The organism is Methanocorpusculum sp. (assembly GCF_030655665.1).
Classification (GTDB): domain Archaea; phylum Halobacteriota; class Methanomicrobia; order Methanomicrobiales; family Methanocorpusculaceae; genus Methanocorpusculum.
This window is the reverse complement of record NZ_JAUSPQ010000008.1, coordinates 406671-432412: the sequence shown is the minus strand read 5'-3', so window position 1 is coordinate 432412 and position 25742 is coordinate 406671. Positions and strand designations below refer to the sequence as shown.

Annotated in this window: 25 protein-coding genes; 8 read left to right on the top strand and 17 right to left on the bottom strand. The window is 50.9% G+C overall.

Going from position 1 to position 25742, the window contains the following annotated elements; translation table 11 throughout:
* Positions 1–58: 58 nt before the first annotated feature.
* The 3 genes from Q7J08_RS08410 to Q7J08_RS08400 all read right to left on the bottom strand — a co-directional run bounded on the left by Q7J08_RS08410 (position 59) and on the right by Q7J08_RS08400 (position 5026).
* Entirely contained in the window at positions 59–1036 is a 978-nt protein-coding gene (locus Q7J08_RS08410) for a DUF1616 domain-containing protein (RefSeq protein ID WP_304911234.1), read from the bottom strand.
* Between the two features lie 74 nt (positions 1037–1110).
* Positions 1111–2124 (bottom strand): lipopolysaccharide assembly protein LapB, encoded by a 1014-nt coding sequence (locus Q7J08_RS08405; RefSeq protein ID WP_304911233.1) that lies wholly within the window; start codon positions 2122–2124, stop codon positions 1111–1113.
* A 130-nt stretch (positions 2125–2254) separates the two neighbouring features.
* A complete protein-coding gene (locus tag Q7J08_RS08400; protein WP_370651246.1) occupies positions 2255–5026 on the bottom strand; it encodes an aminotransferase class V-fold PLP-dependent enzyme in 2772 nt (923 codons plus the stop codon).
* 112 nt (positions 5027–5138) lie between these two features.
* On the opposite strand from Q7J08_RS08400, the gene purB reads away from it, so the two are divergent.
* Positions 5139–6482 carry an adenylosuccinate lyase gene (gene purB, locus Q7J08_RS08395; protein WP_304911232.1) on the top strand — a complete coding sequence of 448 codons (1344 nt, stop codon included), beginning with the start codon at positions 5139–5141 and terminating at the stop codon, positions 6480–6482.
* A 145-nt stretch (positions 6483–6627) separates the two neighbouring features.
* On the opposite strand, the gene Q7J08_RS08390 is transcribed toward purB, so the two are convergent.
* The 9 genes from Q7J08_RS08390 to Q7J08_RS08350 all read right to left on the bottom strand — a co-directional run bounded on the left by Q7J08_RS08390 (position 6628) and on the right by Q7J08_RS08350 (position 15409).
* On the bottom strand, positions 6628–7308 hold the full coding sequence (locus Q7J08_RS08390) for a phosphoglycerol geranylgeranyltransferase (protein WP_304911231.1): 681 nt from the start codon (positions 7306–7308) through the stop codon (positions 6628–6630).
* Entirely contained in the window at positions 7305–10112 is a 2808-nt protein-coding gene (locus Q7J08_RS08385) for a DNA topoisomerase I (protein ID WP_304911230.1), read from the bottom strand. Before Q7J08_RS08385 ends, Q7J08_RS08390 begins: the two co-directional genes overlap by 4 nt.
* Positions 10113–10114: 2 nt before the next feature.
* Complete coding sequence (gatB, locus tag Q7J08_RS08380) at positions 10115–11548, bottom strand: Asp-tRNA(Asn)/Glu-tRNA(Gln) amidotransferase subunit GatB (protein WP_304911229.1); 1434 nt, start codon at positions 11546–11548, stop codon at positions 10115–10117.
* The gene (gatA, locus tag Q7J08_RS08375) at positions 11549–12823 is read right to left on the bottom strand and encodes an Asp-tRNA(Asn)/Glu-tRNA(Gln) amidotransferase subunit GatA (protein ID WP_304911228.1); all 1275 of its coding nucleotides are present in this window, start codon (positions 12821–12823) and stop codon (positions 11549–11551) included.
* Between the two features lies 1 nt (position 12824).
* Positions 12825–13094, bottom strand: a complete 270-nt coding sequence (gene gatC, locus Q7J08_RS08370; RefSeq protein ID WP_304911227.1) for an Asp-tRNA(Asn)/Glu-tRNA(Gln) amidotransferase subunit GatC — start codon at positions 13092–13094, stop codon at positions 12825–12827.
* A gap of 341 nt (positions 13095–13435) precedes the next feature.
* On the bottom strand, positions 13436–13852 hold the full coding sequence (gene speD / locus Q7J08_RS08365; protein WP_304911226.1) for an S-adenosylmethionine decarboxylase: 417 nt from the start codon (positions 13850–13852) through the stop codon (positions 13436–13438).
* 579 nt (positions 13853–14431) lie between these two features.
* Positions 14432–14692, bottom strand: coding sequence for an elongation factor 1-beta (locus Q7J08_RS08360; RefSeq protein WP_304911225.1), 261 nt, complete (start codon positions 14690–14692; stop codon positions 14432–14434).
* Between the two features lie 7 nt (positions 14693–14699).
* Entirely contained in the window at positions 14700–14861 is a 162-nt protein-coding gene (locus tag Q7J08_RS08355; RefSeq protein ID WP_042697446.1) for a zinc finger domain-containing protein, read from the bottom strand.
* Positions 14862–14896: 35 nt separating this feature from the next.
* A complete protein-coding gene (locus Q7J08_RS08350) occupies positions 14897–15409 on the bottom strand; it encodes a uridylate kinase (protein ID WP_304911224.1) in 513 nt (170 codons plus the stop codon).
* A 36-nt stretch (positions 15410–15445) separates the two neighbouring features.
* Between Q7J08_RS08350 and Q7J08_RS08345 the strand changes: the two genes are divergently transcribed.
* Positions 15446–17098 (top strand): phospholipase D-like domain-containing protein, encoded by a 1653-nt coding sequence (locus tag Q7J08_RS08345; protein ID WP_304911223.1) that lies wholly within the window; start codon positions 15446–15448, stop codon positions 17096–17098.
* Positions 17099–17200: 102 nt separating this feature from the next.
* Here Q7J08_RS08345 and Q7J08_RS08340 read toward each other — a convergent pair whose 3' ends face one another.
* Both Q7J08_RS08340 and Q7J08_RS08335 read right to left on the bottom strand, forming a co-directional pair.
* The gene (locus Q7J08_RS08340; RefSeq protein WP_304911222.1) at positions 17201–17602 is read right to left on the bottom strand and encodes a hypothetical protein; all 402 of its coding nucleotides are present in this window, start codon (positions 17600–17602) and stop codon (positions 17201–17203) included.
* Positions 17603–17635: 33 nt separating this feature from the next.
* Positions 17636–17998: a hypothetical protein gene (locus tag Q7J08_RS08335; protein WP_304911221.1), complete on the bottom strand. Its 363-nt coding sequence runs from the start codon at positions 17996–17998 to the stop codon at positions 17636–17638.
* A 189-nt stretch (positions 17999–18187) separates the two neighbouring features.
* On the opposite strand from Q7J08_RS08335, the gene Q7J08_RS08330 reads away from it, so the two are divergent.
* The 4 genes from Q7J08_RS08330 (at position 18188) to Q7J08_RS08315 (ending at position 22402) form a co-directional block, all read left to right on the top strand.
* Positions 18188–18427, top strand: coding sequence for a winged helix-turn-helix domain-containing protein (locus tag Q7J08_RS08330; protein ID WP_304911220.1), 240 nt, complete (start codon positions 18188–18190; stop codon positions 18425–18427).
* A 239-nt stretch (positions 18428–18666) separates the two neighbouring features.
* Positions 18667–19821 (top strand): LL-diaminopimelate aminotransferase, encoded by a 1155-nt coding sequence (locus Q7J08_RS08325; RefSeq protein WP_304911219.1) that lies wholly within the window; start codon positions 18667–18669, stop codon positions 19819–19821.
* A gap of 1 nt (position 19822) precedes the next feature.
* Positions 19823–21124: a diaminopimelate decarboxylase gene (gene lysA / locus Q7J08_RS08320; protein ID WP_304911218.1), complete on the top strand. Its 1302-nt coding sequence runs from the start codon at positions 19823–19825 to the stop codon at positions 21122–21124.
* Between the two features lie 3 nt (positions 21125–21127).
* Positions 21128–22402, top strand: coding sequence for a hypothetical protein (locus tag Q7J08_RS08315; protein ID WP_304911217.1), 1275 nt, complete (start codon positions 21128–21130; stop codon positions 22400–22402).
* On the opposite strand, the gene Q7J08_RS08310 is transcribed toward Q7J08_RS08315, so the two are convergent.
* On the bottom strand, positions 22397–22582 hold the full coding sequence (locus Q7J08_RS08310) for a hypothetical protein (protein WP_304911216.1): 186 nt from the start codon (positions 22580–22582) through the stop codon (positions 22397–22399). The two genes, Q7J08_RS08315 and Q7J08_RS08310, sit on opposite strands and share 6 nt — an antisense overlap.
* Positions 22583–22786: 204 nt before the next feature.
* Here Q7J08_RS08310 and radA point away from each other — a divergent pair, with 204 nt between their 5' ends.
* Both radA and Q7J08_RS08300 read left to right on the top strand, forming a co-directional pair.
* Entirely contained in the window at positions 22787–23776 is a 990-nt protein-coding gene (gene radA / locus Q7J08_RS08305) for a DNA repair and recombination protein RadA (protein ID WP_304911215.1), read from the top strand.
* A 19-nt stretch (positions 23777–23795) separates the two neighbouring features.
* Complete coding sequence (locus Q7J08_RS08300; protein ID WP_304911214.1) at positions 23796–24476, top strand: phosphoglycolate phosphatase; 681 nt, start codon at positions 23796–23798, stop codon at positions 24474–24476.
* Between the two features lie 27 nt (positions 24477–24503).
* Here the strand turns inward: Q7J08_RS08300 and Q7J08_RS08295 are convergent, their stop codons facing one another.
* Both Q7J08_RS08295 and Q7J08_RS08290 read right to left on the bottom strand, forming a co-directional pair.
* A complete protein-coding gene (locus tag Q7J08_RS08295) occupies positions 24504–24755 on the bottom strand; it encodes a PRC-barrel domain-containing protein (protein ID WP_304911213.1) in 252 nt (83 codons plus the stop codon).
* Between the two features lie 58 nt (positions 24756–24813).
* Entirely contained in the window at positions 24814–25692 is an 879-nt protein-coding gene (locus Q7J08_RS08290) for a CBS domain-containing protein (protein ID WP_304911212.1), read from the bottom strand.
* Positions 25693–25742: the final 50 nt, after the last annotated feature.

Here is a 25742-nt window from a genome sequence, read left to right as displayed (position 1 = left end):
GAATGATATCAGAGAATCGTCCCGGATCAACCCTCAAAAAAAATACATCATTCAGTTTTTATGAAATCACTTTGATCCACAGATGGAGATCACGGTAAGCTGCCGCCATCTTATCCTCGGCAGATGCTCCGATATCCGGTACCGTTTCATTATACAACAGGAACTCCAGACGGTTATAGTCGGTATCATACACAGTAAAATTATACATCTCCAGATACGTCGTGTTGTCGGCGACTTGGACCGAATACCGGTCAAGAACCTTAGACGAATAGATCACCGATGAGTTCGTTGCCGAGTCCCACTCCGCATTCAAAAGCAAAGTTTCCACAGTATACGTTACATCCCGATACTCATGGTTCCCGATCCCAACCCAGACAAACTGCTCGGTACCTGTAAAAAACTTCTCAGGATAGTCGTCTGCCATCTTATCCGCTCCCAATATATAGAACTCGGTAAACTTCTCCCCTTCTTTCGGAAATGCTATTACATATACGGTCGTGACTGCTGCAATCAAAATTGCCGCAATCAGGATCCAGGATAGCGCCTTGTCCAGCTTTGAACTGTTCTTTGGGAAAAATTCTGTCTTCAGCGCAGGCTTCACCTGCTCAAACGGCACGGCAAACCGCTCCTCTCCAGGAACAGAAGCACGTCTGTACACCGTGATAAGCATCATCACGAGAATGAAGATCACAAGGGAGGTAACGATCGGATCGAGCCGGATCCCAAACGGGGTATAATTCAGAACAAGCCCGATCAGCGGCACCACCGCTATCGAAAGACCGACCGACAAAGCAAATCGTTCGATACCGTCGATCGACTTCTTCTCAGGAAACAATGCAGCGATCAGAACATATCCCGGGATAAACAGGATCACCGGGACCGCAAATATCACCCGCAGAAACGTCTCATTCAATACCGGAACATAGATCATAGCTACCGTAAGCACGACCCAAACCAAAATCACCGCCAGATCCTTGGGGAAGTTCTTCGGGTCTGCCATACTGGCAAGCGTTGCATATATATCTTTTTCCGGCATGTGTAGTGGTAGTATTTGCAGGGAAGGATTATCAGTATTGTGTCTTTCTTTCTGCCGGACCGGCAGAAAATACCTTAGAGCGAGGAGGGGAATGTCGCATCAAGTGCAGCGGTCTTCTGACTTTTATGCAGTTTGTCCGACCAGGGAAGTTCACGCACCGCAGCAGACGCCTTTGCCATCTCAAAAAATGCATTTGCCTCCTCAAGACGACCAAGTTTCAGCAGACTGTAGGCGATCCCAACCCATGTATCGGCGTGGACACTTCTGAGTTCAAGAGCCTGAGTATAATAGGTGATCGAAGCGTCATATAAACCAAGATCCGTGAGATGACCCGCCATCTGCGAAAGAAATGCGAAATCACGCGAATCAAACCGTGCTGCCTGAGCAAACTGCTCGAGTGCTCCGGATGTATCATTCAATTTATAGAGGGTCTCTCCGAGATGCAGATGGATTTGGGCATTATCTTCAAAAGAAAGTGTCTGTAAAAACGCATCTTTCGCTTCATCATACCGTTCGCACCGGAAAAGAACATGGGCATATTTGAACCAGTTAGATGCATCAGGATGCTCTTCAACCATTTTTTTACGCAGCATCAATTCTTTATTGGTGGACATCATCTCCTCAGCAAATCTGTTGAGATGATGATGGACGGTCGCCATACGTTTATAGAGTCCGGGTTCATCCGGGTGTTTCAAAGCAAGGAGCGTATACAGAACAAGGGCCTCATCATATTTTCCAAGATACCCAAGCATATCTCCAACCAGATACTGATGGCGCAGATCCCCCGATGAGGTCGCAGCCTTTTCAAAGAGTATCTTCGCATCAGAAAACTGATGGATCTTTGCATAAGCCGAGCCAAGAGCCACAAGATATTCAGGATTTTCCGGATCAGAATTCAGAGCCGAATCATATGCATCGATCGCATCATAGAAGTTTTCCTGGGTGGTAAGGACATCACCCAGTAATATCCAGACTGCAGCATTGGCCGGATCTTCTTTCAGATACGTGCGATAGAGCTGCTGTGCTGCATCATATTCATGAAGAACGGTTTTATCTTTGGCACTCAGAATCAGAGATGAATCTGCCATATGAGGTATTATTGACAGTAACATAGGATATAGCTGACGTCTTGAAAGCAAAATACATCCAGTAGCCTTTTCACGGATAATGAATGCGGTCGAAAAAATATGAAAAGAATTTGTATTGCAATGAGGATAATCAATTGCCGGCAAGTTCTCTAATCACCGCGACGAGGGTGTTGACCTCGCTTTCGGTGTTATAAAAGGAAATGCATGCTCGTGCCGCTCCTTTTTCTGCAGAAAGATACCGCATAAGGGGTTCAGCACAGTGAACCCCGGATCTGATCTCGATCCCGTGCTCATCATCCAGCCACTCCGCGATCTCATGAGGTGCAAAACCTTCGATCGTGAAAGACACAACGCCGATACGGCTATTCTGATCTCTGCATGAGTAAAGGGTAACGCCCGGGATCTTCGAAAGTCCGTTGATCAGCAGGTCGGTGAGTTTTCGTTCATGTGCTTCGATCTGCTCCATACCGATGCCGGTCAGGAACTCCACCGCGGCGCCGAGCCCGATGCCTCCGGAGATGTTTGGCGTGCCGGCTTCGTATTTCTGATACCCGTCCGCCGGAACATATCCGTCGTCGTTGACGCTTGCGATCATCCCACCGCCAAGGAGAAGAGGTTCAAGGATCGGTTCTCTCATCCAGAGAACGCCGGTCCCCATAGGTCCAAACATCTTGTGGCCAGAGAAGGAGAGGAAGTCCACGCCAAGTGCCTCGACATCAACGGGCATTCGCGGAACAGACTGTGCTGCATCCACCGCGAGAAGTGCGCCGTACTTTTTACACAACTTTGAGATCTCTCTGATTGGTGTGATGGTACCCGTGACATTCGAGGCATGGGTCACGGCGACGAGCCGGACCGATGCATCCATCGCTGCTTCGAATGCAGCCATGTCAAGGGTCAGATCATCATTGAGTCCGACGATGCGAAGCTCGACGCCCTGGGCCTCCAATGCTCTCCAAGGCAGAAGATTTGAGTGGTGTTCGAGGATAGTAGTTACGATCACGTCCCCTTTCTTAAACGAAAGACCGCGGGCGATCGTGTTGATCGCTTCGGTCGTGTTTTTCACAAACACGGTAGTTCCTGCAGATCCGTTGATGAACGCGGCGACCTTTTCGTGAGCATGCCAGTATTTCTGGGTCGCGATCCTCGTCAGCCGGTGGACACCCCGACCGACATTCGCACGATACTGTCTTTCGAACTCATCCGTCGCCGCAAGCACGCACTCAGGAGACCAGGTCGTCGCTCCGTTGTCGAAGTACATCAGGTCCCCCATCATAGGGAACTCGGCGCGAAGAGCTTCCCAGTCCGGCTCTGGTATTTTTACCGGTTCGGGCTCTGTCTGGACACGATCCTCGACGATATCTGTTGTTTTGCCTTCCGGCATAAGGTGGGCAACCGAGGCGGGCGTGCTTCTTTTGGTCTTTTTTTCCGTCAGATCAAGACCTGCTTCTTTGACAAGCTCCAGCATTTTCGGGGGAAGCTCCTTCCAGCGCCAGAGACCCCAGGTGACGAACTCAGGCGGAAGACCTCGTTCATCTGCCCATCTCACGAGAAATTCTTCCCAGCGGTCTGCCATTTCCGGGTGGGTAACGTGAAGCGTCTCAAGCTCTGACTCGAGCATTGCCGGACAAAGGTAGCAGCCGATGCGTTCATATCCTCGTTCGTAGAGCGAATTGTAGGGCAGTTCTCTGAGCCAAAGATAGAAGAACACATCAAGAGCTCTCCATGAACGAATCGGCGAGAGGTTCAGCTGCAGGGGATTTGTCGGGTTCTGACTCAGTGCTTCGAGCGACGCCCGGCTCCAGGACTCATACCAGCGGTTTCCCTGGATCGTCAGGCACTCTCCGGTCTCTGCCAGATGGACTTTGAGCGGATTGAGTTTGAGCAGTTTGCAGCACCAGCGGTGATCCTTTCCCGGCGGTCCTGCTTTTTCCACTGCCTGCCAGAAATCACCGGCTTTCTGAATGATCTCGACACCCTCGGACTTCACAAACTCAACGGTCTCAGGGAACTCGAGGCCTGTGTCAATAAAGAACGCTTCGGTCACGCCGGCTTTTTTCGCGATGCTCCAGACGGCTGTGCTGTCTTTTCCTCCGGAAAATGAACAGTTGACCCTCGGTTTGAGGGGGGCATTCTGTCTGATCTCACGGACCGCATTGCGTTCCATGTTTTTGATGTGGAACGCATTCTTTTCGACCGCTTCATCCCACGACGGGTTCGGTCTGGATTTTATCGGAGAGATGCTGTTGAGCTCTTTTATCCTGACAGCTCCTTCTTTGAGGATACCGGTCCCGTATTTATTTTTATATCGGAGAATGACGACCCCGTCGGTGATCCCGGTCGTAGTGACTATGACCTTCTTCCCGCCAAGCCGTCCTTCCGGCAGACCTACTGCCTCCTTTTCGAGATCGATAATACCCTTATCTATTTTGCCGATCAGGTAAGGCAATGCCTCTGCCTCAAGATCGAGATTGAATCTTCGTGCGACCGGGTCGAACCAAAGCCACGCAAATCTTACACCGTTTGCGATGATGAGGTCGTTCCGGTCAAGCCCTCCTGCTTTGTTCAGAACGAGGATCTTCGGGACGGTGACGTTGTCGCCGAACCGGGTTTTTATGAGAGAAGATATGAGATCATGATCGGTTTTTAAGGCCGGCCTGATATCATACGGCTGCTGCAGAGAGATTTTTATGCTCTCCTTATCACAGGAACAGGTCTTTGCCAGCAGAGGGATGTTGCATGCAGGACACCAGTAAAGGAATTTGGTCACGAAGTCGTCGGTCTCTTTGATAAAATACCCCGGCTTGATCTCCTTTTTTGGAACAGGTTTCTTTTCTCCCCGTACACGGACTGGCTTATCTGCTTTCTTTCTAAAATGCGGTTTCTTATATTCGTGCGGCACGATGCCTATCTATTGGTTTTTTAGAGAGAAAAAGAACTGCCCCGCGGCAACTGTGTATCTTCGCCTTCACAGGACAAACTCATAACCAAAGAAAACCAATACTAGATTTACTATGGCAATACATCCGATAGATTTCCGGTATGGAACTCCAGAAATGAAACGTGTATGGAGTGAGGAGAACCGATTCACCTGTATCGTCCGCGCTGAAATCGCCCTTTCGCACGCCCAGGGAATCGTCGGGATGATCCCGATTGAGGATGCAGAGATCATTGAAAAGAATGCCCTATCGGCTTCACGCATTCGTGCGAAAGAGATAGAGGCAGAGATAAGTCATGATACGATGGCTATAACCCGGGCAGTTGCCGAAGTTTGTGGGGACGCGGGACGCTGGATCCATTTTGGAGCTACGTCGAATGATATCCTGGATACTGCGACCGGACTTCAGCTTAAAGAGGCATATGACCTGTTCGAGAATAAACTTGAAACGCTGATGGACGTGCTTCTGAAACGTGCTGAGGAAACCAAGAATCTGATCTGTATCGGGAGAACACACGGTCAGCAGGGCGTGCCGACGACCTACGGACTTCGGTTCGCGATCTGGGCGTCAGAGGTTTCTCGGCATCTCCTTCGGTTGAGAGAGAGCAGACCGCGTGTCGTCATCGGTAAGATGACCGGGGCAGTTGGAACGATGGCCGCTATGGGTGAACATGGTATCGAGGTTCAGACAGAGATGATGAAGTATCTGGATATCGGATCGGTGGATGTCTCATCCCAGGTGATTTCCCGCGATAGATATGCCGAGTACATCTTCCTGCTCGCAAACATCGCAACAACTCTGGACAAGATCGGTATCGAGGTCAGGTCTCTGCAGAGAACTGAGATCGGCGAGGTCGAGGAGTCGTTCTCGAAGAAACAGGTCGGTTCGTCGACGATGCCCCATAAGAGGAACCCGATCAAGAGCGAGCAGGTCTGCGGTCTTGCACGGATCGTTCGCGCCATGGTCGAACCGGCACTGCTGAACAATACTCTCTGGGATGAGCGTGATCTGACGAACTCATCCGCCGAGAGGATCACGTTCCCTGAGACCAGCATTCTGTGTGATCACTGTCTTCAGGTGATGACCGGGGTCGTGGAAAATCTGAGGATCAACACCGAGGCTGTCACCCGCAATCTGCAGTATCTGCATGGAATCAATCTTGCAGAGTCGGTGATGATCGAGCTGACGAAACGGGGAATGAAGCGTCAGGATGCCCACGAGATCATTCGCGAGGCAAGTATGGAGGCACTTGCGGCGAAGTTGCCGCTTGCGGAAATTCTTTCAGCAAAGCCCCAGATCACTTCGTATGTCTCGGCTGAGGAGATCGGAAGACTTCTGCAGCCTGAGACCTATGCGGGTCTTGCAGGCGTGCAGGTGGAGAATCTGATCAGAAAACTTGCACCGTACTGTACACTGTAATCTATTTTATATCACACTTTTTTGCGGGATTTGGCAAGAGAATACAAAGAGACCGCGAGGGAGGATATTTTTCCAGAAGAATCTACTGCGAACAAAGCAAAAATCATTCAAAAAGCAAAATATATTCTTTGAGAGGGGAAGGTTGTTATTTGACCGCCTTCACCGTCTTTTTCAGAACAGCAGGGCCGGCTTCATAGACCGCATTACCAACTATAATCGTATCAGCATACTGCCCCATCTCTGCAGCTTTTTCGCCGGAGTTGATCCCTCCGCCGTAAAATACCCGGGTCTGTGAAACGGCTTCAGAGACCGCCCTGGTGACGGAGGGGTCACCATACATCCCGCTGTACTCGATGTAAAACACCGGCATTGAGTAATACTTCTCGGCGATCACCGCGTAGGCAGCCACCTCAGCAGGGCTCAGATCGCATTTGGCGCGGGTGAGTTTTCCCACTGATGAGTTCGGATTCAGAACAACATAGGCTTCCTGGACCACTTTATCCCATTGGATCTCGGCGTGCAGTGCCCATTCTTTGTGGAGACCGGTTATGAATGCCGGATGACCTGCATTGAACACGGTCGGTACAAACACAAAGTCGATACCCTCAAATCTGGCACAGGAGGGATCGGCCGGCTCGACCGTGAGCGGGAGTCCAGCATCCCTGACGTTGTCATAGAGCAGGGCGAGGTTTTCAGGAGTTACGTCGAGCGTGCCGGAAAGCATGAGAGCGTCCGTTTCACTCGCCGCGATCTCTGCGATCTCTTCTTTGTTTAGGACCTTATCAGGGTCAAGTTTCGTGATATGACGCCAGGTTTGCCATCTCATTTTTCTGCCACCTTTTTTGAATATTTCTGCAGATCGGCGATCAGCTTCTCCTCGATGCCGGTCACCTTCGCGAGGGTCTTGACATCCGCCTTCACGAGAAGTTCCGGGCTGTAAACTCCCGCAAGCGCAAGCGGAGTGAGAAGTTCAAGATCAGCTTTTTTCCTGAGGGGGGCGATGCCTTCCTCGAATGCGGCCTTACTGATCTTTTCCGGGCACGGCCGGCAAAGTTTTTCGGCGACCTGTTTCTGGTGATTGCAGATCGTCGTGACCGACACCCCGGTCGCAAGAGACAGACCAGCCGGGTGGACCGCGACGAACTTCTCCGGATCATCGAATCCGGCATTGACATATTTTTTCAGCGTGATCGCGGGAACCCCATACTCCTTCATGCGGGAAATGTTGATCGTGGTCTTTGCCTCGGCCACAAGTGATGCGGCTTCTGCTTCGCTGAGTTTCGCCTCAAGAAGAGTCACGGGATCTGCCCGGGACAGGGCCTCGACATCCGTAACGCCCATAGAGATCATGGCCGCGCTCACTTTCGAGTGACCGCGCCCGCGTTTCGGGGCGACATGGGCCGAAATAAACTTCTTGAGTTCGGTTCGTTTTTTCAGGAGAGCAAGCACGCCTTCGGCCTCCCGGATGAGCTTTTCCGCCGCGGATGTTGAAAGACCGAGGTTCTTTGCAAGTACATCCGGACCGCGGGATATCAGCTCGGAGATGGTGTAAATGTGGACCGCATTGAGTTTCCGGATCCCCGCCTCAGTCATTCCCGGAAGAAGGAGGAAGGCATCGGTGTTCGATTTGATGTGGGAACAGAGCGGGCAGCCGATCTTCCATGCAGGAGCTCCTTTACGAAGCAGCTGGACATGGTTCAGGCCGTGGGTCTCGCACACCTCATCCATTTTGATGGCGTTACCCCAGGTCGCCGGCGGCAACCCTGCGTTGAACGTACAGTCAGGATATCCTGAACAGCCGATAAACTGAGAGCTGCCGACCCGTTTGATCCGAAGAGGTTTGCCGCATACGGGGCAGGGACCGATGGTCTGCTCCTCACGGGTCCGCTCCATCAGATCTCTGCCGATCGCGGCCTCGTTCTTTTCGAGAGCTTCGAAGATGCCGGAGAGCATATTTCTGGACTCGGAAAGGACCGCATTGATGGTTTTTGTCCCGGCAGCGATATCGGTCATGTGCTCTTCGAGCGTCTTCGTCATCGTCGGTTCGGTGATGGTCCCGGCAAACTCTTCGAGCGATTCGGTCACCGCACGACCGACGATCGTCGGTTTCATCGGGTTCCCTTCGATGTATTTGCGGCCGGACAGTTTGCTGATGACCTCGTGGCGGGTACTTTTCGTTCCAAGTCCGAGCTCTTCCATCCTCTGGATGAGCCGGCTCTGGGAGTAGCGTGCAGGAGGCTGGGTCTCCTTTTCCTCGGAGTTTTTCGAGAGAAGAGGCAGGGTGTCGCCTACAGCGAACACCGGCAGGATGTTTTCCTCGGCTTTACTGTAAGGATAGATCCCGCGCCAGCCGGGTTCAAGGATCCGGCCGCCCGTGATCGTATAGGGTTCGGACCCTGCCGACATATTCACCTTCATCGTCTCCCATTCCGCGTCGATACAGATCGTCGCAAAGAATCGTCTTACGATGAACTCATACAGTTTCCAAGAGACGTCGTCACCGATCTCCTCGCGGTTCGCAAGGGAAGTCGGGTAGATCGGCGGGTGGTCGGTCGTCTCTTTTTTGCCGCGGGTCGGAACAGAACGCAGGTGACCTTTGACATAGGCGGCTTCTTTGGTGAAGGCGCCGTGCGCAAATATCTCAAGCTGCTCTCCGATTTTCAGACTCTTTGGATAGGTGGTATTGTCGGTCCTCGGGTATGAGATGAATCCGCGCATATAGAGATCTTCGGCACGATTCATGGCATACGATGCCGAGATGCCCAGTCTGCTTGCACCGACGATTAACGCGGTGGTGTCGAGAGGAGCCGGAGCACGATCAACCTTGTGGCCGGTTATGACGTCCGTTACCTTGACGGGTTCCTTCGTCGCGTCATACGCAGACTTCGCCTCGGCAGAGTCAGTGAACCTTCCGTGAACATGGCGTGCCTCCACAGCGACTCCTGCCTTTTCTGAAGCTAGGGAGAGGACCCAGTACTTCGTCGGAACGAACGCTTCGATCTCGCGTTCCCGGTCAACGATCATTGCAAGGGTGGGGCTCTGCACCCTTCCTACGGAAAGGATACTGTCCGCTCCGCGGTGAGCTGTTATCGAAAGAAAACGGGTAAGTGAAGCCCCCCATACAAGATCGATGATCTGACGTGACTCGCCGGCAGCTGCAAGATTGAAATCGAGTGAGGTCGCCTCCTCGATCGATTTGACGATCTCGTCTTTGGTGATCGCCGAGAATCTTGCACGGTCGACCGGGACTTTTGTGTTAACTGCCCGGATGAGTTCAAATGCCTCCTTTCCGATCAGTTCTCCTTCGGTATCATAGTCGGTCGCGATCGTAACGCGGGTCGCTTTTTTTGCAAACTTCTGGAGGACCCCGACGATCTTCTTCTCGGTCGGTTTCTTGATGATCTCTGCATTTATCAGAGACTTGGGCGGGTGCTCGACGCTGCGCCAGTTGTTGTACCCATCCACAAAGTCGACCTCGACCACGTGACCCCGAAGACCCATCACGACCGTGTCATCGAAGACGTAATGCGCCGCGGCACCGTCTCTGGTGATCTGAACCTTTTCTTTGCCTGCAAGAAATGCGGCGATCCTTTCCGCAACGATGTTCTTTTCGGCGATAATGAGATGCATGCTTACTCTCCGAGAATTTCTGCAATCATCGCATGAATTTCACGGGGATCGGATTTTCCTTTGGTTTCCTTCAGGACCTGACCGACGATAAAGTTCAACGCACCTTTTTTGCCGGCTTTATGGTCAGCAACCGGCTGGGGATTGTTTGCCAGGATCGTTTCGACGATCCCGCGGAAACTTTCTCCGGACTCGCGGGTAAGACCGAGGCGTTCCACGATCGCACCGGGAGACTCGATCTTTTCACCCTGGCCCAGGGAATCGAGCCAGACACGGAGAACTTCGACACCTGCTTTGTCGGTGATCTTCTGGTCACGGACGAGGACGATGAGTTCTTTGAACTGCCCGGCATGAGAGGTTATCTTTGATAACGGCATGTCGCGGTAGTTGAGTTCGCCGATCAGGATGTCGGCGATCCAGGATGCAGCGATCTGCGCCCCTACAGGAGCGACGAGTTCATAAAACTCGGCTAAGTGCAGATCTCCCGTCAGCGTTCTCGCATGATTGACGGCGATACCGTACTGGGACATGAACCGGTCGCGGCGTGCATCCGGAAGTTCGGGAAGTGCGATGTTGTCGATCCAGTTCGCCACCCGAATGACCGGCAGATCCGGTTCAGGGAAGTACCGATAGTCATTCGCGGTCTCTTTTGATCGTGCAGAGGTGGTTGTGCCTTTTCCTTCCTGGAAATGACGAGTCTCGCGGGAGATCGTACCGCCCCTTCTGATCAGATTTTTCTGTCTCGTGATCTCAAAGGTCAGAGCTTTCTCCACCCCTTTGTACGAGGAGATGTTCTTGATCTCAACACGCTCGTGTCCTTTGATGGAGATGTTTGCATCGACACGGATGCTTCCTTCCTTTTCCGGATCGAAGACGTCGAGATACTCGAGCGTAGCCCGCAGTTTATTTAAGAGACGGCGTGCCTCTTTCGGGGAGCAAAGCTCGGGCTCGGTGACCATTTCGATCAGGGGAATACCTGATCTGTTATAGTCGACGAGAGTGTAGTGCCCGCGTTCCTTATTCCCCATATGAACAAGTCTGCCCGGGTCTTCTTCGACATGGATTCTCGTGAGGTTGACGACCTTCGGATTTCCGGCGTCGTCTTCGATCTCAATGTAGCCGCCAAGTGCAAGCGGGTTGTCTCCCATCGTGATCTGGTATGCTTTGACGAGATCCGGGTAGAAGTAATTCTTTCTGCAGAACTCACCCTCTTCGGGGATCCGGCAGTTAAGAGCCTTCGCGACTTTAAGTGCGTATTCGATCGCCTTTTTGTTTAAGACAGGAAGTGCTCCCGGAAGACCAAGACATACCGGACATACGTGTGTGTTCGGTGCGTCGGCACGGAAATCAGCCGAGCATCCGCAGAAGAGTTTCGATGCGGTATCAAGTTGACAGTGGACCTCAAGTCCGATCACGACGACGTAGTTTTCTTCCGCCATTTAAACCGCCTCCTCATAAGCCAGAGCAGCATTCAAAATGGTCTCTTCGCCAAACATTCTTCCCATCAGCTGGAGACCAACTGGCATACCGTGTGCAGTTCCGCAGGGAATGGAGATCGCAGGTATGCCGGCAATGTTTGCCGGAACGGTCAGGATATCAGCCAGATACATCTGAAGAGGGTCGGCAGTGAGTTCGCCGATCTTCGGCGCCACGTTCGGCATCGTCGGACCTGCGAGGAGATCGCAGGTCTGCAGAGCCGCAGCGAAATCTTTTGCAATGAGCTGTCTTGCATGCTGGGCTTTCACATAGTATTTTCCGTAGTATCCTGCCGTGAGAGCGAATGTTCCAAGAAGGATCCTGCGTTTGACTTCTGCCCCGAATCCTGCTTCACGGACTTTCGTGTAAGCATCGTGCCAGGGGAGGTTCATCTCCGGTTCGGGACCGAATCTGACACCGTCGAATCGGTCAAGATTGGAACTTGCCTCGCAGGTACAGGTAACGTAATAGGCCGGAAGGGCATACTTCATGGACGGGAGTGAAACCTCAGTGGTTTTTGCTCCGAGTTCTTCGAGCTTATTGATTGCGAGACGGACCTGTGCTTCGACATCTGCATCAACTCCCTCTCCGAAATATTCCTTCGGGATACCGATCGTTTTCCCGCAGATATCGGGAACTACGTTCCCATCGTAGGGTTTGTTGACGCTCGTCGAGTCTTTTTTGTCGTGACCGGCAATGACGGAAAAGAGTTTTGCCGTATCACGAACATTGGCCGCCAACGGACCGATCTGTTCAAACGAGTTGGCATAGGCGATCAGACCAAATCGGCTGACTCTGCCATAGGATGGTTTCAGACCAACGATCCCGCACCATGCAGCCGGACAGCGGATGGATCCGCCGGTGTCGCTTCCAAGAGCCATGGGGACTAGACCCCCGGCGATCGCGGCCGCCGAACCTCCGGAACTTCCTCCGGGAACGCGGGTCGTGTCACGCGGATTCAATGTCGGACCGAATGCACTGTTTTCGGTAGTTGAACCCATACCGAACTCGTCCATATTCGTTTTACCGGCGATAACTGCACCGGCCGCTTTCAGAAGAGTGACCGCGTGTGCATCATAGGGCGGTATGTATCCTTTGAGTATTTTGGATGCACAGGTCGTCTCGATGTCTTTTGTGGAGATATTGTCTTTTATTGAAACCCGGATCCCTGAAAGGATACCGGAGCCGGTCCCGGGAATTTCGGTCGTATTCAGATATGCATTGTAGGTATCGTTCATTTCAGATCACCTTCGGGGCACGGATATAGCCGTCTTCCGGATTGTGTGAGTTTCGGAGGGCGTCCTCCTGGGAAATGCATGGCCGAACCTCATCCTCACGGAAGATATTGACGAGTTGGCGCTCGAGAGGGCCAGTGGCCTCTAAAGTATCGAGAATGTCGAAATATTCGAGAATTGCATTGAAATGTTCGGTAAATTTACCGAGTTCTGAGGATGAAATGCCGATATCTGCTAGTTCGGCGATATGGAGTACTTCGTTTTCTTTGACCATGATTGGATATCCTTTTGCAAATTAGTACATTTGTGGTGAGTGTTTACGGAGTTATAAGCATTGTCACTCAGGCATACAAAATGGCGGGTGATACCTCAGAAATACCCGGGTAAGGGGTCGCCGCGGGAATCAAAAGCGCGTGAGATAGTATAGTGTGGTTTTACCTGCATATAAAAAAATAGGTCTGCAGACGATGATTATATCGATCCGGCGTGGGACCCACTCACATCACACCCTAAAATTCATCTTCAGGGGCGCAGGAAAAAACGGCAAACGGTCTCCATAATAGATCGAATCTAAAAGGAGAAACTAAAAAAAATATTGGAGGGCGGAGAACGCACTTAGATGGTGCGGAAGAACACAGTGTTGTTCATTCCCTTTGCGCCGAAGAACTTCTTACAGAATGCTGCGGCGACCGAGGGGACATACTCTTTGCAGCTGAAGATATCGATATAGGCTGCGTTGGTGTCATTCGCAAAGTGAGCAGAGAGGAGGGAAGTCTCGATGAGCTGGGTCATTGAGTAACCGGCGACTCTGTCATTTGGGCCGAAGTGGATGATCTGTGGTTCGCCGAAGCGTTTCATATCGATCAGGTCAGCAAGTTCCAGTACGAACTGGTGGATCTTTTCTGCATCACGGATCGTTGCCGGGTCACACTCTTTCAGGTCGATAGAGGTGCAAAGACCCCAGCAGTCTTCTTTCTTAAACTCTGCAATGACCTCTGCGTCGGTCAGGTGGTTTGCTGTCATCTGTTTCATAGATAAAGTCCTTCCATCGTGGCGTGCCTGCAACCTTAAAAGGCTGCATACCGCCTCAGACACACAATCTGCCTGGGGCTTCATCTATGAGGTTTAGCACCGTATTTTCCAGTTTTGGAACCCGGCTTATTTACTCTATACAGCACACGTTGGATAATAATATGTCAGCAGTTGAGCATTTAAATCTTTCCCTTAAAAAAATCCCCGCAAAATTGCCTGATTCGCTTTCTGCTGACTTATTTTCCTTATTTTCGTCATCTGCGACCTATTTTGGCATGAAAATCGATTTCGACCCATTATAGGTCACAAAATCAAAATCGGCACGATTAAACGCGAATAAAAAAAATACGCCATTTCAGGCGATGCGCCCCTGAAAGTATTGAGAAAATCGTGCAAATTTTTTCACAAAATACCGGGCGAAAGACAAGGACAAAAAACACATCAAATCATAGATGAAGTGTTCACCTTTAGTGACTCGATCAATTCCACACTCTGCACCATATCCTGCTGTGAAAACAGTAAAATCATTATCGGTGAATCATGCGGTCAATAACATTCTGAAAAGAAAAAAAAAGATATTTAGAGTAACCGATTCAGAGATTCGATCTCTGCACGGTCGATGCCCGGGATCTGGGAGAATAGAGCTTCGATCTTGTCGCCTGCTCCTTCATCATCTTCGGTGATCATTGCAATCTTGATTGCAGACAGACCAAATCCGATCGGTTCAATTTTCATATCTTCGATACCGGCTACTGTTGCTCTGATGTCTGCCTGAAGTTTCTCAAGATCAACTTCCGGGGATTCCGGCATGATTTTCAGAATAACAACAACTTCACCCATTGACTATTCAGAGCCCCTGGAATCCGCACTTCGGGCAGGTGTATTTAACACTCTGTTTTCTGCAGCGTGCACAGCGGTAAATTACCTCTCCACAGTCCGGGCATTTAAACTCGGTAGCACCGCGCTCTGCGAGCGGGGCATTGCATGATGTACATTTTATAGTTGCCATACGATCAAACTCCTTAGTTAATTGGCGTCCGATTATTATAAACGTGTGGCTTCAAAGTAATGCCGGACACTCCCAATGATCCTTCCGTTGATGATCTCCGCAGACACGCCGCTTCCTGCAAGAACGGATAGAAACGAGGAATCTAGAAGATCCGTCTCTGAATCGGCTGATTTTATGACCAGAAGACGGCATTTGATGACCCCAGCGATCCATGCCGAGATCGAGTCGGAGGTGATGTCCCATGTGTGAGGGAGCGGGTCTTCTCTTTGGAGAAGACGTTTTGGGAGAAATATCGTAGGTTCCTTTGGGATCACGAGTTCACTCGTGACCGGATATCCGAAAGTGGAAAGAAACCTGCCGTATTTTTCCATCGCATCGATCGCTTTCCAGTGCGCGGCATCATCGTCGATCTCCTCAGCCCGAACAAAATCCGCAAAAATCCCGCCGCCTGGAACGATAAGGATCGGTGATACCGGGAGCTCGGAAAGTATCTCTCCTGCAATATCCATCAGACTCCCGCCGAATTTTATCACCGTCCCGTCCGTCATACACTAATACTATGACGTAAATAAAGAAAAATCAGTATGAAAAGGTTGCTTCTCACACTTTTGCTCCTCACCATCTGCATATCCCCCGTCTCAGCTTTCGTTCTCACTGAGTTCTGCCCTGATGGATATGCCTCCGGAGACGGAGATGAGTATTTTGTTTTGGAAGGGACTGGCAGTCTCGCAGGATGGACCGTCTCCGACGGTGAAGGAACGATCTCTTTTCCTGCCGGGACTGTTTCCGGAGGGCGCATAGTTGTTGCCCGAAGTGCCGCAGCATATAATCAGATCCACGGCACACTCCCGGATTATGAGATCCTGGAGAGCGGGGCGACACCAAACGTCCTGCAGAGCGGAAGATTCCAACTGGCGAACACCGGTGATGACCTCTCGATTCTTTTGCAGGGACAAACCGTGCAGACAGTCTCCTGGCCAAATGAACTTGCAGCATCGAATGGTTTGGTCCATGTGTACACAAACGGGGTCTGGGACGAGCGGGTCTATAAGATCGGGCAGAGCAGATTCTCTCCAGAAACATTCATCGCAGACTCGGTGACACTGTTCGTCTCACCGGACTCGTCATATTCTGCAGTAACCGGCGTGATCCGTGACTCGAGCGAAACCCTGCTGATCTCCATGTACGAGTTTACGCATCCGGAAATCGCCCGTGAGATCGCCTCAGCTGTAGATCGGGGTGTTGAGGTAACACTCCTTCTCGAAGGAGGTCCGGTGGGCGGCATCTCTGATGAAGAAAAAGGCGTGATGAACTATCTGACAGAAAACGGCGTCTCCGTCAGTACGATCGAAAGTGAGGGAAACCTCCCCGCGAGGTACCTATATCTGCATGCAAAATATATGGTGGCGGATGATTACGTAACGGTCGTTCTTTCGGAAAACTTCAAACCAAGCGGCATACCCCTCACAGGAACCAAAGGAAACAGAGGATGGGGAGCAGTTGTCCGGGATGCAGAGATCGCCGATTACTTCACGGATGTGTTCACCGCCGACATTTCCGGCTACGACATTTATCCCTACATCCCCGGAACAGAACCTCTGCCGGAGACTTGGGCCGATGAAAAGATAACTCCGTATTTTTCTGAGCTGACTCTCTATAACGTGAACATAACGCCGGTCATCTCACCGGACACCAGCAGCCTTGTTCCTGAACTTATTCGATCAGCGACCAACTCCATTGATATTCAGCAGGCCTATATCTCGCCGTATCCCGATGGTGAAAATACCTGGCTCTCCGCAGTCCTTGATGCAGCGGACCGTGGAGCTGAAATCCGAGTGATGCTGGACGGCATGTATTATAATACTGAAGATGATGCGGACAATGATGAACTGGTGGCAACGCTGAACAGATACGGCAATGCCGTTTCTGCAAAACTGCTCTCACCGAGCGCATATCTTACCAAACTGCACAACAAAGGAGTGATCGTTGACGGCGAGTATGTTCTGATCAGTTCGATCAACTGGAACTACAACTCGCCGAACAACAACCGTGAAGCCGGACTGATCATACAAAGCACAGAGGCTGCCGAGTATTATACAGCAGTCTTTACCTTTGATTGGAATGGAGACTATGAGAAAGATCCGCTCTCCGCCGGAATCGGTTTTGACGTCCGGTTTCTGCTTGCCGGGGGCATTGCAATTCTTTTGATCGGCATCCTGATCTATCGGAGAAGATAACCACGACATATCCAACGATGAAATAATATTACAAGTATCAGATCAATGTGAAGTTGCCGTGAACGAGATGGCGGGTCTGATTAGAGACCCGATCCCACATATTTATTTGAATCCCTTCGCTTCCCTGACCTCCATCTCTTCCATTTCATCAAGATAGGGAAGGAGGGCTTTGATATATCCACGCGGGCCGACAGCAGTCTGCATCGTCCCGGTCTCCAGGATCTCTGCGGTGAGCGGCTGTTCTTTCAACATTTTTTCAACGTTTGCTCCCGGACCTTCGATCTGTTTCATATGCTTCTGCATATTTTTCAACCAATCCTCGATCTCAAGGACCGGCCGGTAATCCGGATCGACCATCCGGTATTTATCCACATCATCCATGACATTCGAGGTCTTTGCGATCTCTTCATCCATGTAGAGATACACATTGATCCGGTCACGCTGCCGGATCTCCCGGAGTTTCAGCAGATCGATCAGTTCACCTGGTTCGGGAAGATCTGTCATACCAGTCATGTATGTCGGTTGAAAATATTAAGATCACACCAGTATCCTGATGTCCGATATCCCGTTTGTGACGATCTCCTTTTTTCCGGCATAGGTGTCAACTTTTCCTACCACTCTGATATAATCTCCCGGCAAAAGAATGAGTTCACTGCCCCCATTTGGGACGAATACATCAACGCCCGAGACATTCACGATCAGATGACCGCCGGTACTGGTGATTTTTGTATCAAGGACGAAACCCTCTAAATAGACCAATGCTCCATCCTGTCTGTCATCCTGATAAGGGACTGCGCCTCCGTCCGGAAACAGGTATATCGTCCCAATATACAGTACGGCAAGCAGCAGAATCACGACGATCATGATCCCTACCGCGCGGCGTTCAGGACAGGTAAGCATACTGATTTGTGTGTATGTAACCCGGAACTGATTAATCTTCGTCTGCGGTCCGTTTTCCCCAAAAGGGCTTGTCATGGGGTGTTTTTAGTTCGAAACGTCTCGAACATAATTCTGTAAAACATCAGTTGGTTCAAAATATCACGAACAAGTGTAGGAAATTATTATATACTTTTAAGTCAATTATCTTGTATGCAGAGAACAAACATGCCCAAGTCGTGTCTCACGATCTTCCAATTACTGGAACGCACCGGTTCTCAGACGCACAAAGATATTGTCTTAAGCACAGGACTTGCGCCACGCACGGTCCGTTATGCGCTCAGACGTCTGAAGGAAAATGGTCTCATCATCGAGAAGTTCAACTTCCGTGATGCACGCCAGGCAATCTACATGCCAAAGATGACTGCAACTCCGAGTCACGCCTCGGCCTGAAGTCTCACGTATCTCCCTCAAGAATACACCTCACAAACTCACATTTTTCTTTTTTCGAGTCGTTTGACCGAATTTTTCCCACCTGTGTCGGTCGATTCAGTTAATCATAATGTCCTGAAAAAAGGCACCCGTCTTTCGTGCATTATTCCCTGTTTGTACACTCTTTTCTTTGTTTGCCAAACAATAGGAACTCACACCGACAAACGTCTTAATTTATTTGCACGTTCAATATTAATGCGATGTATGCAAAACGGCTTGACAATTTACCTCCGTATCTTTTTGCCCAGATAGATGCATTGAAGGCACAGAAGCGTGCCGAGGGTGTTGATTTGATTGATCTTGGTGTGGGGGACCCGGATTTACCGACGCCGAAGCATATTGTTGATGCGTTATGTGAAGCCGCTCGGGATCCTGCAACGCACCATTATCCCGATTACCTGGGAATGCTTGAGTACCGAAAAGCAGTAGCCACTTGGTATGACAGACGTTTCGGTGTGAAGCTCGATCCGAAAAAAGAAGTCCTTGCCCTGATCGGATCCAAAGAGGGTATTGCTCACATACCAGAAGCATTCGTGAATCCTGGAGATTATGTCCTAGTGTCCGATCCAGGATACCCAGTTTACAAGACCTCTACGCTCTTTGCAGAGGGAAAATGCCACCCAATGCCGCTTCTGGAGAAGAACAACTACCTCCCGGACTACTCCGCTATCCCGAAGGATGTTCTCAAAGGTGCAAAACTCATGTTCATCGGGTACCCGAACAACCCGACTGGAGCAGTTGCCCCCATGGAATTTTTCGAAGAGACAGTTGAATTTGCGAAGGACAATGACATCATTGTCGTCCACGACAACGCCTACTCGGAGATCTCCTTCGACGGCTACAAATCACCTTCCTTCCTTGAGGCAAAAGGTGCCATGGATGTCGGACTTGAGACCCACTCACTTTCCAAAACCTATAACATGACCGGCTGGCGTATCGGTATGTGTGTTGGAAATGCTGGTCTCATTGAGGCATTCGGCAGAGTCAAAACCAACATCGACTCAGGTGTATTCGACGCGATCCAGCGTGCTGCGATCACTGCTCTTACCGGACCTCAGGACTGTGTTGATCAGGCCTGTGCTGTGTATCAGGAACGCCGCGACGCCCTTGTCACCGGTCTTCGGTCACTTGGTTTTGAAATAACTTCACCGAAAGCCTCCTTCTATGTATGGATGAAGGTCCCAGACTCGGTCGAGTTCGTTGCAAGAATGATCAACGAGGCAGGAATCGTTGTTACACCAGGTACAGGATTCGGCACATCCGGAGCAGGATACATCCGCTTTGCCATTACCCGCCCGGTCGATAGAATCAAAGAAGCAATAGTCCGCATGAACGAATGCGGTATCCGAGGATAACATGAACCTTCCCGAATCACTCTCAGTCAGCGGAGGTCACCTTTTCTGCGGGGGCGCAGACTGCGTTGCCCTTGCAGAAAAGTACGGGACCCCGCTGTATGTCACGAACGAAAATCACGTGACCGGAAACTTCAGACGCTATGAAGCAGCACTGAAGAAGTACACAGACAATGTCCAGCTTCTCTATGCTGCAAAGGCAAATGAGAATCCAGTGATCATCCAGTCGCTTGCACGCGAAGGTGCAGGAGCAGACGTCTTCTCGCTCGGCGAGATGCGTGCAGCCCTCGAAGCCGGCATCCCGGCAGAGATCCTTCTCTTTAACGGCAGTTCAAAGACCGAAGCAGATCTTCGTGCTGCGATCGAAAAGGGCATAAAAATCTCGGTCGACTCTGTCGATGAGCTTCGCCAGATCGATACAATCTCGAAAGAGTTGAAGAAGACCGTCAAGATCGGTTTCCGCGTGAACCCCGAGATCGTTGTACCGACCCATCCAAAGATCGCCACAGGTATCAAAAACAGCAAGTTCGGCATCCCTGCCGAAATGATTCTGGAAGCATACAGTGAAGCCCTTTCCATGGAATATGTGATCCCGGTCGGCATGCACTGTCATATCGGTTCCCAGATCCTCGAAGTAGGACCTTTTGCTATCGCCTGCGGAGTCATCATGAAAGTGGCCGACGAGATCACCAAGATCGGCGTAAAACTCGAGTTCGTCGATTTCGGCGGAGGCCTTGGCATCCCGTATCACCGTGAAGGAACCGTTGACAAGGCCCCGACCCCTGAAGAGTACGCGGCAGCCGTAATGCCGGTATTCCTTGAAGGATGTAAAAAGGCAGGGATCTCCCCGGCATTCTGGGTCGAGCCCGGAAGATGGATGGTCGGCGAGTCGACGGTCCTTCTGGCCCGAGTCAACTCCGTGAAAAAGGTCCACAAGACCTTCGTGAACGTTGATGCAGGATTCAACCTGCTGATCCGTCCGGCGATGTATGACTCCTGGCATGAAGTCGTTGTAGCCAACAAAGCAGGTCAGCCGGCACAAGGAACCTATACGGTTACCGGCCCCATCTGTGAAACTGGAGATATTTTCGCGGCAGACCGCGCTCTGCCCACGGTCGTTGCCGGCGATCTCATCGCAGTCTTGGATACGGGAGCCTATGGATATGCCATGTCTTCCCAGTACAACTCGCGTCCCCGGTGTCCCGAGGTTTTAGTAAACGGCGACAAGGCAGAACTCATGCGCCGTGCCGAAACCTATGAGGAAATGACCGGCTGCGTCGTCACTCCTTCCTGGCACAGGAAATAAGGAATGCATTACGCGCTCGTCTCAGACCTGCTCACAAAAGAAGCGTTCGATGAGCGTGTGGAAAAGAAAGCCGAGTCTCTCGGTGGCCTCGTCGACGAGGTCACGGCGGCAATGCTGGTCGTCGATGAGCTGGGACGAAGCCATATAAAAATCGGCGACATCCCGTCTGCTCAGACCTCTATCGTCTCTTTTTTCGGCAAGATCCTCGAGATCAAACCTCCGCGTGAATTTACCCGCGAAGGCGAACCTCCGGGACTTGTAGCATCTGTCGTCCTCGGAGACCCCACAGGAACGGTGACGATGAGTCTCTGGGACGATCGGGCAGAGGCCACATCCGAGTTGGAGGTCGGCTCAGTGATCGAAGTGATCGCCAAGCCACGCCCGGGAAAGAAGGAGGTGACCTGTCTTGCCCTTCGGGAAAGCAATGTGACCATTGTTGAGACAAAAAAACCACCAAAGTCCGAGGTAATGGCCGCCCCCCTCACGGCAAAGATCCTTGCGGCATCCGAGATACGAGAGATCATTCGTCGTGACGGGACACCCTCATTCGTGCAGGAGTTCATCATAGGGGATGCTTCCGGAACGGCACGGCTTGTCTGCTGGGCCCCCGATCTGTTTGCTGATGTGGATGAGGGAGCATCCATCTCGATAGATGGAGTGCAGAGAAAGGAGGATGAGGGCATCGTTGAGTATGTTGTCTCAGACTCCGCAGAGATCCGCATCCTCCCTGATGAGATCGGAGCCCTCACCCGGGATGCAGCCGATGTGACCGAGGGCCAAAATCCGGTTGTGACCGGTATTGTATCGTCGGTCTCCGATGTCAGGACCTTTACCACCCGACGCGGGACCGAATCACGTGTGAGAAATGTGAGCGTCCAAAGCTCATCAAAGAAAAGCGGAGTGAATGTCGCTATATGGGGAGATGCGGCAGATGCGTTGTTTTTGCCGGGAGACCCTGTGCAGGTGATTAATGCCGCCGCGAAGCTGAACCGTTACGGGGAGCTGGAACTCTCCGTAGGCCGCGGGTCGGCAATCAGAACGATAAATCTCCCCGGAAAGAGTGTCTCCCTGACCGGAATTATTATCCCAAGACCCGAGGGTCTTTCGCTTGATGACGGAAAAGAGGTCTGGATCCTACTTACCAATGAAAGTCCGGTTCCCGGGACAACTGTTGATGTCGAGGGGATCTGCCGAAATGGACGGATAGAGGTCACAAACCTCGTATCAAACCCTATCGATGCTGACCCACTCATTCACAGGCTTGGATCTCTTTTATAATCCGAGTTTATCGGTGATCTTTCGTTTGGCATATTCGCCAAACGCCTTTTTGCATTCCGGAGACCGTATAAAATCATAGACGAGCTGGTCGATGATGGGCTTCACAAGGGGATTATTTCCGATTTCGCCTGCCATTTCAAGAAGAGCGTTTTTGTATTCGGGGTTATTTTTTTCTACCATACCGATACATGGGTCAAAGACGGGTATAAGGATATCGGATCAGTAAAAATTCCGGGGCGAAGTGAAAAAAATGGTAAGGCATCTCTCTGAGTGAGAGTGGTATTTTTGGATGTTCACGGGGCATTATCGCACCGCGCGGTTAGGGGTTTATAAGGCTCAGTGTTGATGTATTAGTATATCTGAAATACAGGAGTAAGAGAAGATATGACAGCACTTGACATTGAAGACATCCCGGGAGTCGGACCGGCAACAGCTGACCGGCTCCGTGATGCAGGCTACATCACCGTCGAAAGTATTGCGACCGCTACGCCGGTTGATCTCGCTGAGGCGGCAGAACTCGGTGAGTCCACCACAAAGAAAATCATCAAAGCTGCCCGGGAAATGGCCGACATCGGTGGATTCAAAACCGGGACAGATATCCTTGCACGCAGACAGGATATTCTCAAACTGAAGGTCCTTGTCCCCGAGATCGATGATTTATTCGGCGGCGGTCTTGAATCCCAGGCGATCACCGAACTCTACGGTGAATTTGGTTCAGGAAAGTCTCAGATCGCACATCAGCTCGCGATAAACTGCCAGCTCCCGCAGGAACTTGGCGGACTTGGCGGAAGTTGCCTCTACATCGACACCGAGAATACCTTCCGTCCCGAACGTATAGAGCAGATGGCAGAAGGGCTCGAACTCGCAGATCTCCCGGAAGGATATACCATTCCGACGCCTGACGAGTTTCTGGCAAATATCCACGTGGCACGCGCCCACTCTTCAGATCACCAGATGCTTCTGATCGACGCTGCCCGCGAACTCTCCAATGAGCTCACGGCATCCGGCCTTCCGGTCAAGCTCATCATCATCGATTCACTGACCAGTCTCTTCCGGTCAGAGTATGCCGGCCGCGGGACCCTTGCCGGAAGACAGCAGAAACTCAACCGGCACATGCACGACCTCTTCAAACTGGTCGACGATCTGAATGCGGTTGCCTTAGTAACAAATCAGGTCATGTCAAACCCTGGCCTTCTCTTCGGCGACCCGACCAAACCGATCGGTGGAAACATTGTAGGACATAATGCCACCTACCGCGTGTATCTCAGAAAGAGTAAAGCCGGCAAACGTATTGCAAGACTTGTGGACAGTCCAAACCTCCCCGACGGCGAAGCAACGTTCATGGTCGAAACCGCAGGTATCAAACCCTGCTGACCCCAATACTATTTTAATCATGCCCAAGGCATTCATCACCGATATTGACGGAACCTTAACAGACGAACGCCGCAGACTTTCGACTGAAGTTGTCGATGAGATGCGCAGGATCCTCGATGATGGGATCCCGATCATACTTGCATCAGGAAACACCCTCTGTTTTCTGGACGCCTTCTCCCACATGATCGGAACGGATGGGACCGTAATCGCCGAGAACGGCGGTGTGTACCGTCTGGGATATCTCGGCCGAAAACAAATTGCCGGCAACCAGGAAATCTGTCGTGCTGCCTATGAAAAGATCGTAGCGGAACTTCAGCCGAAAGGTGACGAACTGCGTCTTTTCAGCCCCAAATACCGGGAATCAGATATCGCATTTTCCCGTGATGCTCCTACCGAGATCATAAAAGACATACTCAAAGACATGCCGGTCAACGTCATCGACACAGGATTTGCCATTCACCTTCAGATCCCCGACATCACCAAAGGTGCAGCCTTCGAAAAACTGGCAGAGCTGATGGGACTCACTCCCGCAGACTTTCTGGTCGCGGGAGACTCTGTCAACGATGTGTCGATGCTGAAACTCGGCGGAATTTCAATTGCTCCGGCAAACGCCTCTCCAGAAGCAAAACAAGCCGCCGATATGGTAATGGACAAAACGTACGGCGAAGGAACAGCCGACGCTCTCCGAAAATACTTTTAAAAAAATTGAGTGAGTTATTGAGATCGTTCAGCGAAGCATATACCTGTCGACCACAATGAAGTCCGTTATGTCCTTCACTGCTTCAAACGGCAAGGTGATCGCCTCATTTTCGAGTTTATAACCGGTCGCATCAAAACCAGCATCAGGGCGGATGAGAAGTGCCTTCAACTGCCCGGTCGGCGCATCAAAGGAAATGTTCCTGATCTGTCCGATGATCTTACCATCGGTACTCATCACGCGCTTTCTACGGATATTATGGGTAAACTGCTCACTCTGCATGATTAATCAACTTTTAAGTTTGACAAGCTAGTATTTATCCGTTTGTATAAGTTACGCATTACAGAGAGGGAAACACCCGGATGATATCCGAATGGGTCAGGATGCCCACAGGTTTTCCATCCTCAGTAACGATAACTCTCCCAACATCCTGTTCCTTGAACTGTTTGATGACTTCGTACAGCCGCATATCCATCGGCATCGTTATCACGTTTGTAACCATCACTTCAGAAATGAGGGTCGTTGTGGGAAGCTCACGATCCAGTGCCGAAACAATATCGGTTTGAGTCAAGATCCCAAGAAGCGTTCCGTTCTCGACAACCGGCGCACCGTGGATCCGTCTCTGGAGAAAGGTCTTCATCACATACGCAAGAGTCATATCCGGCTCAAGCGAGATCAGCGGTGTACTCATATACTCCCGGATCTGTTTTTTCGGCAGAGAGGTCATCTCCGAGGTCGAGACCAGAAGGGCACTGTTGATCTCATCCTTTCCAAACACCTCACCTTTGATCAGCAATTTGTTTACCGGGGTCGGTCCGATAGTGATCTTGTCGCCGACATCAAACGCCCGCACATTGCCGATGATTTTAATGAGGGCATGACAAAGATCCGCATGCGTGAGTGTAGTAAAGGCGATCTCATTCACGCGCACCCCCTCAACCTTCTCACCGTTTTTCTGGATCATTACTTCACTCTCAGAGTAATCCGAAGATACGTTCAGTTCAGAATATGCGCGCGCTGTGGGCTGATATCCGCCTTTCGGACCCGGAATGCCGTCAACTAATCCAAGTACTTTCAGTGCGAGCATCTGATTTCTGACCGTTCCGGGGTTTCTTCGGATGATATCGGCAATGACCTCACTCTTGATTGGATGCGAATATTGATGATAAAGCGAGATAAGAGTAATAAGGATATCTTTTTGAATTAGTGATAAATCCATACTTACTGATTCTTTCTGATTGCTATAGTAATAAACCAAATGGATTGGAT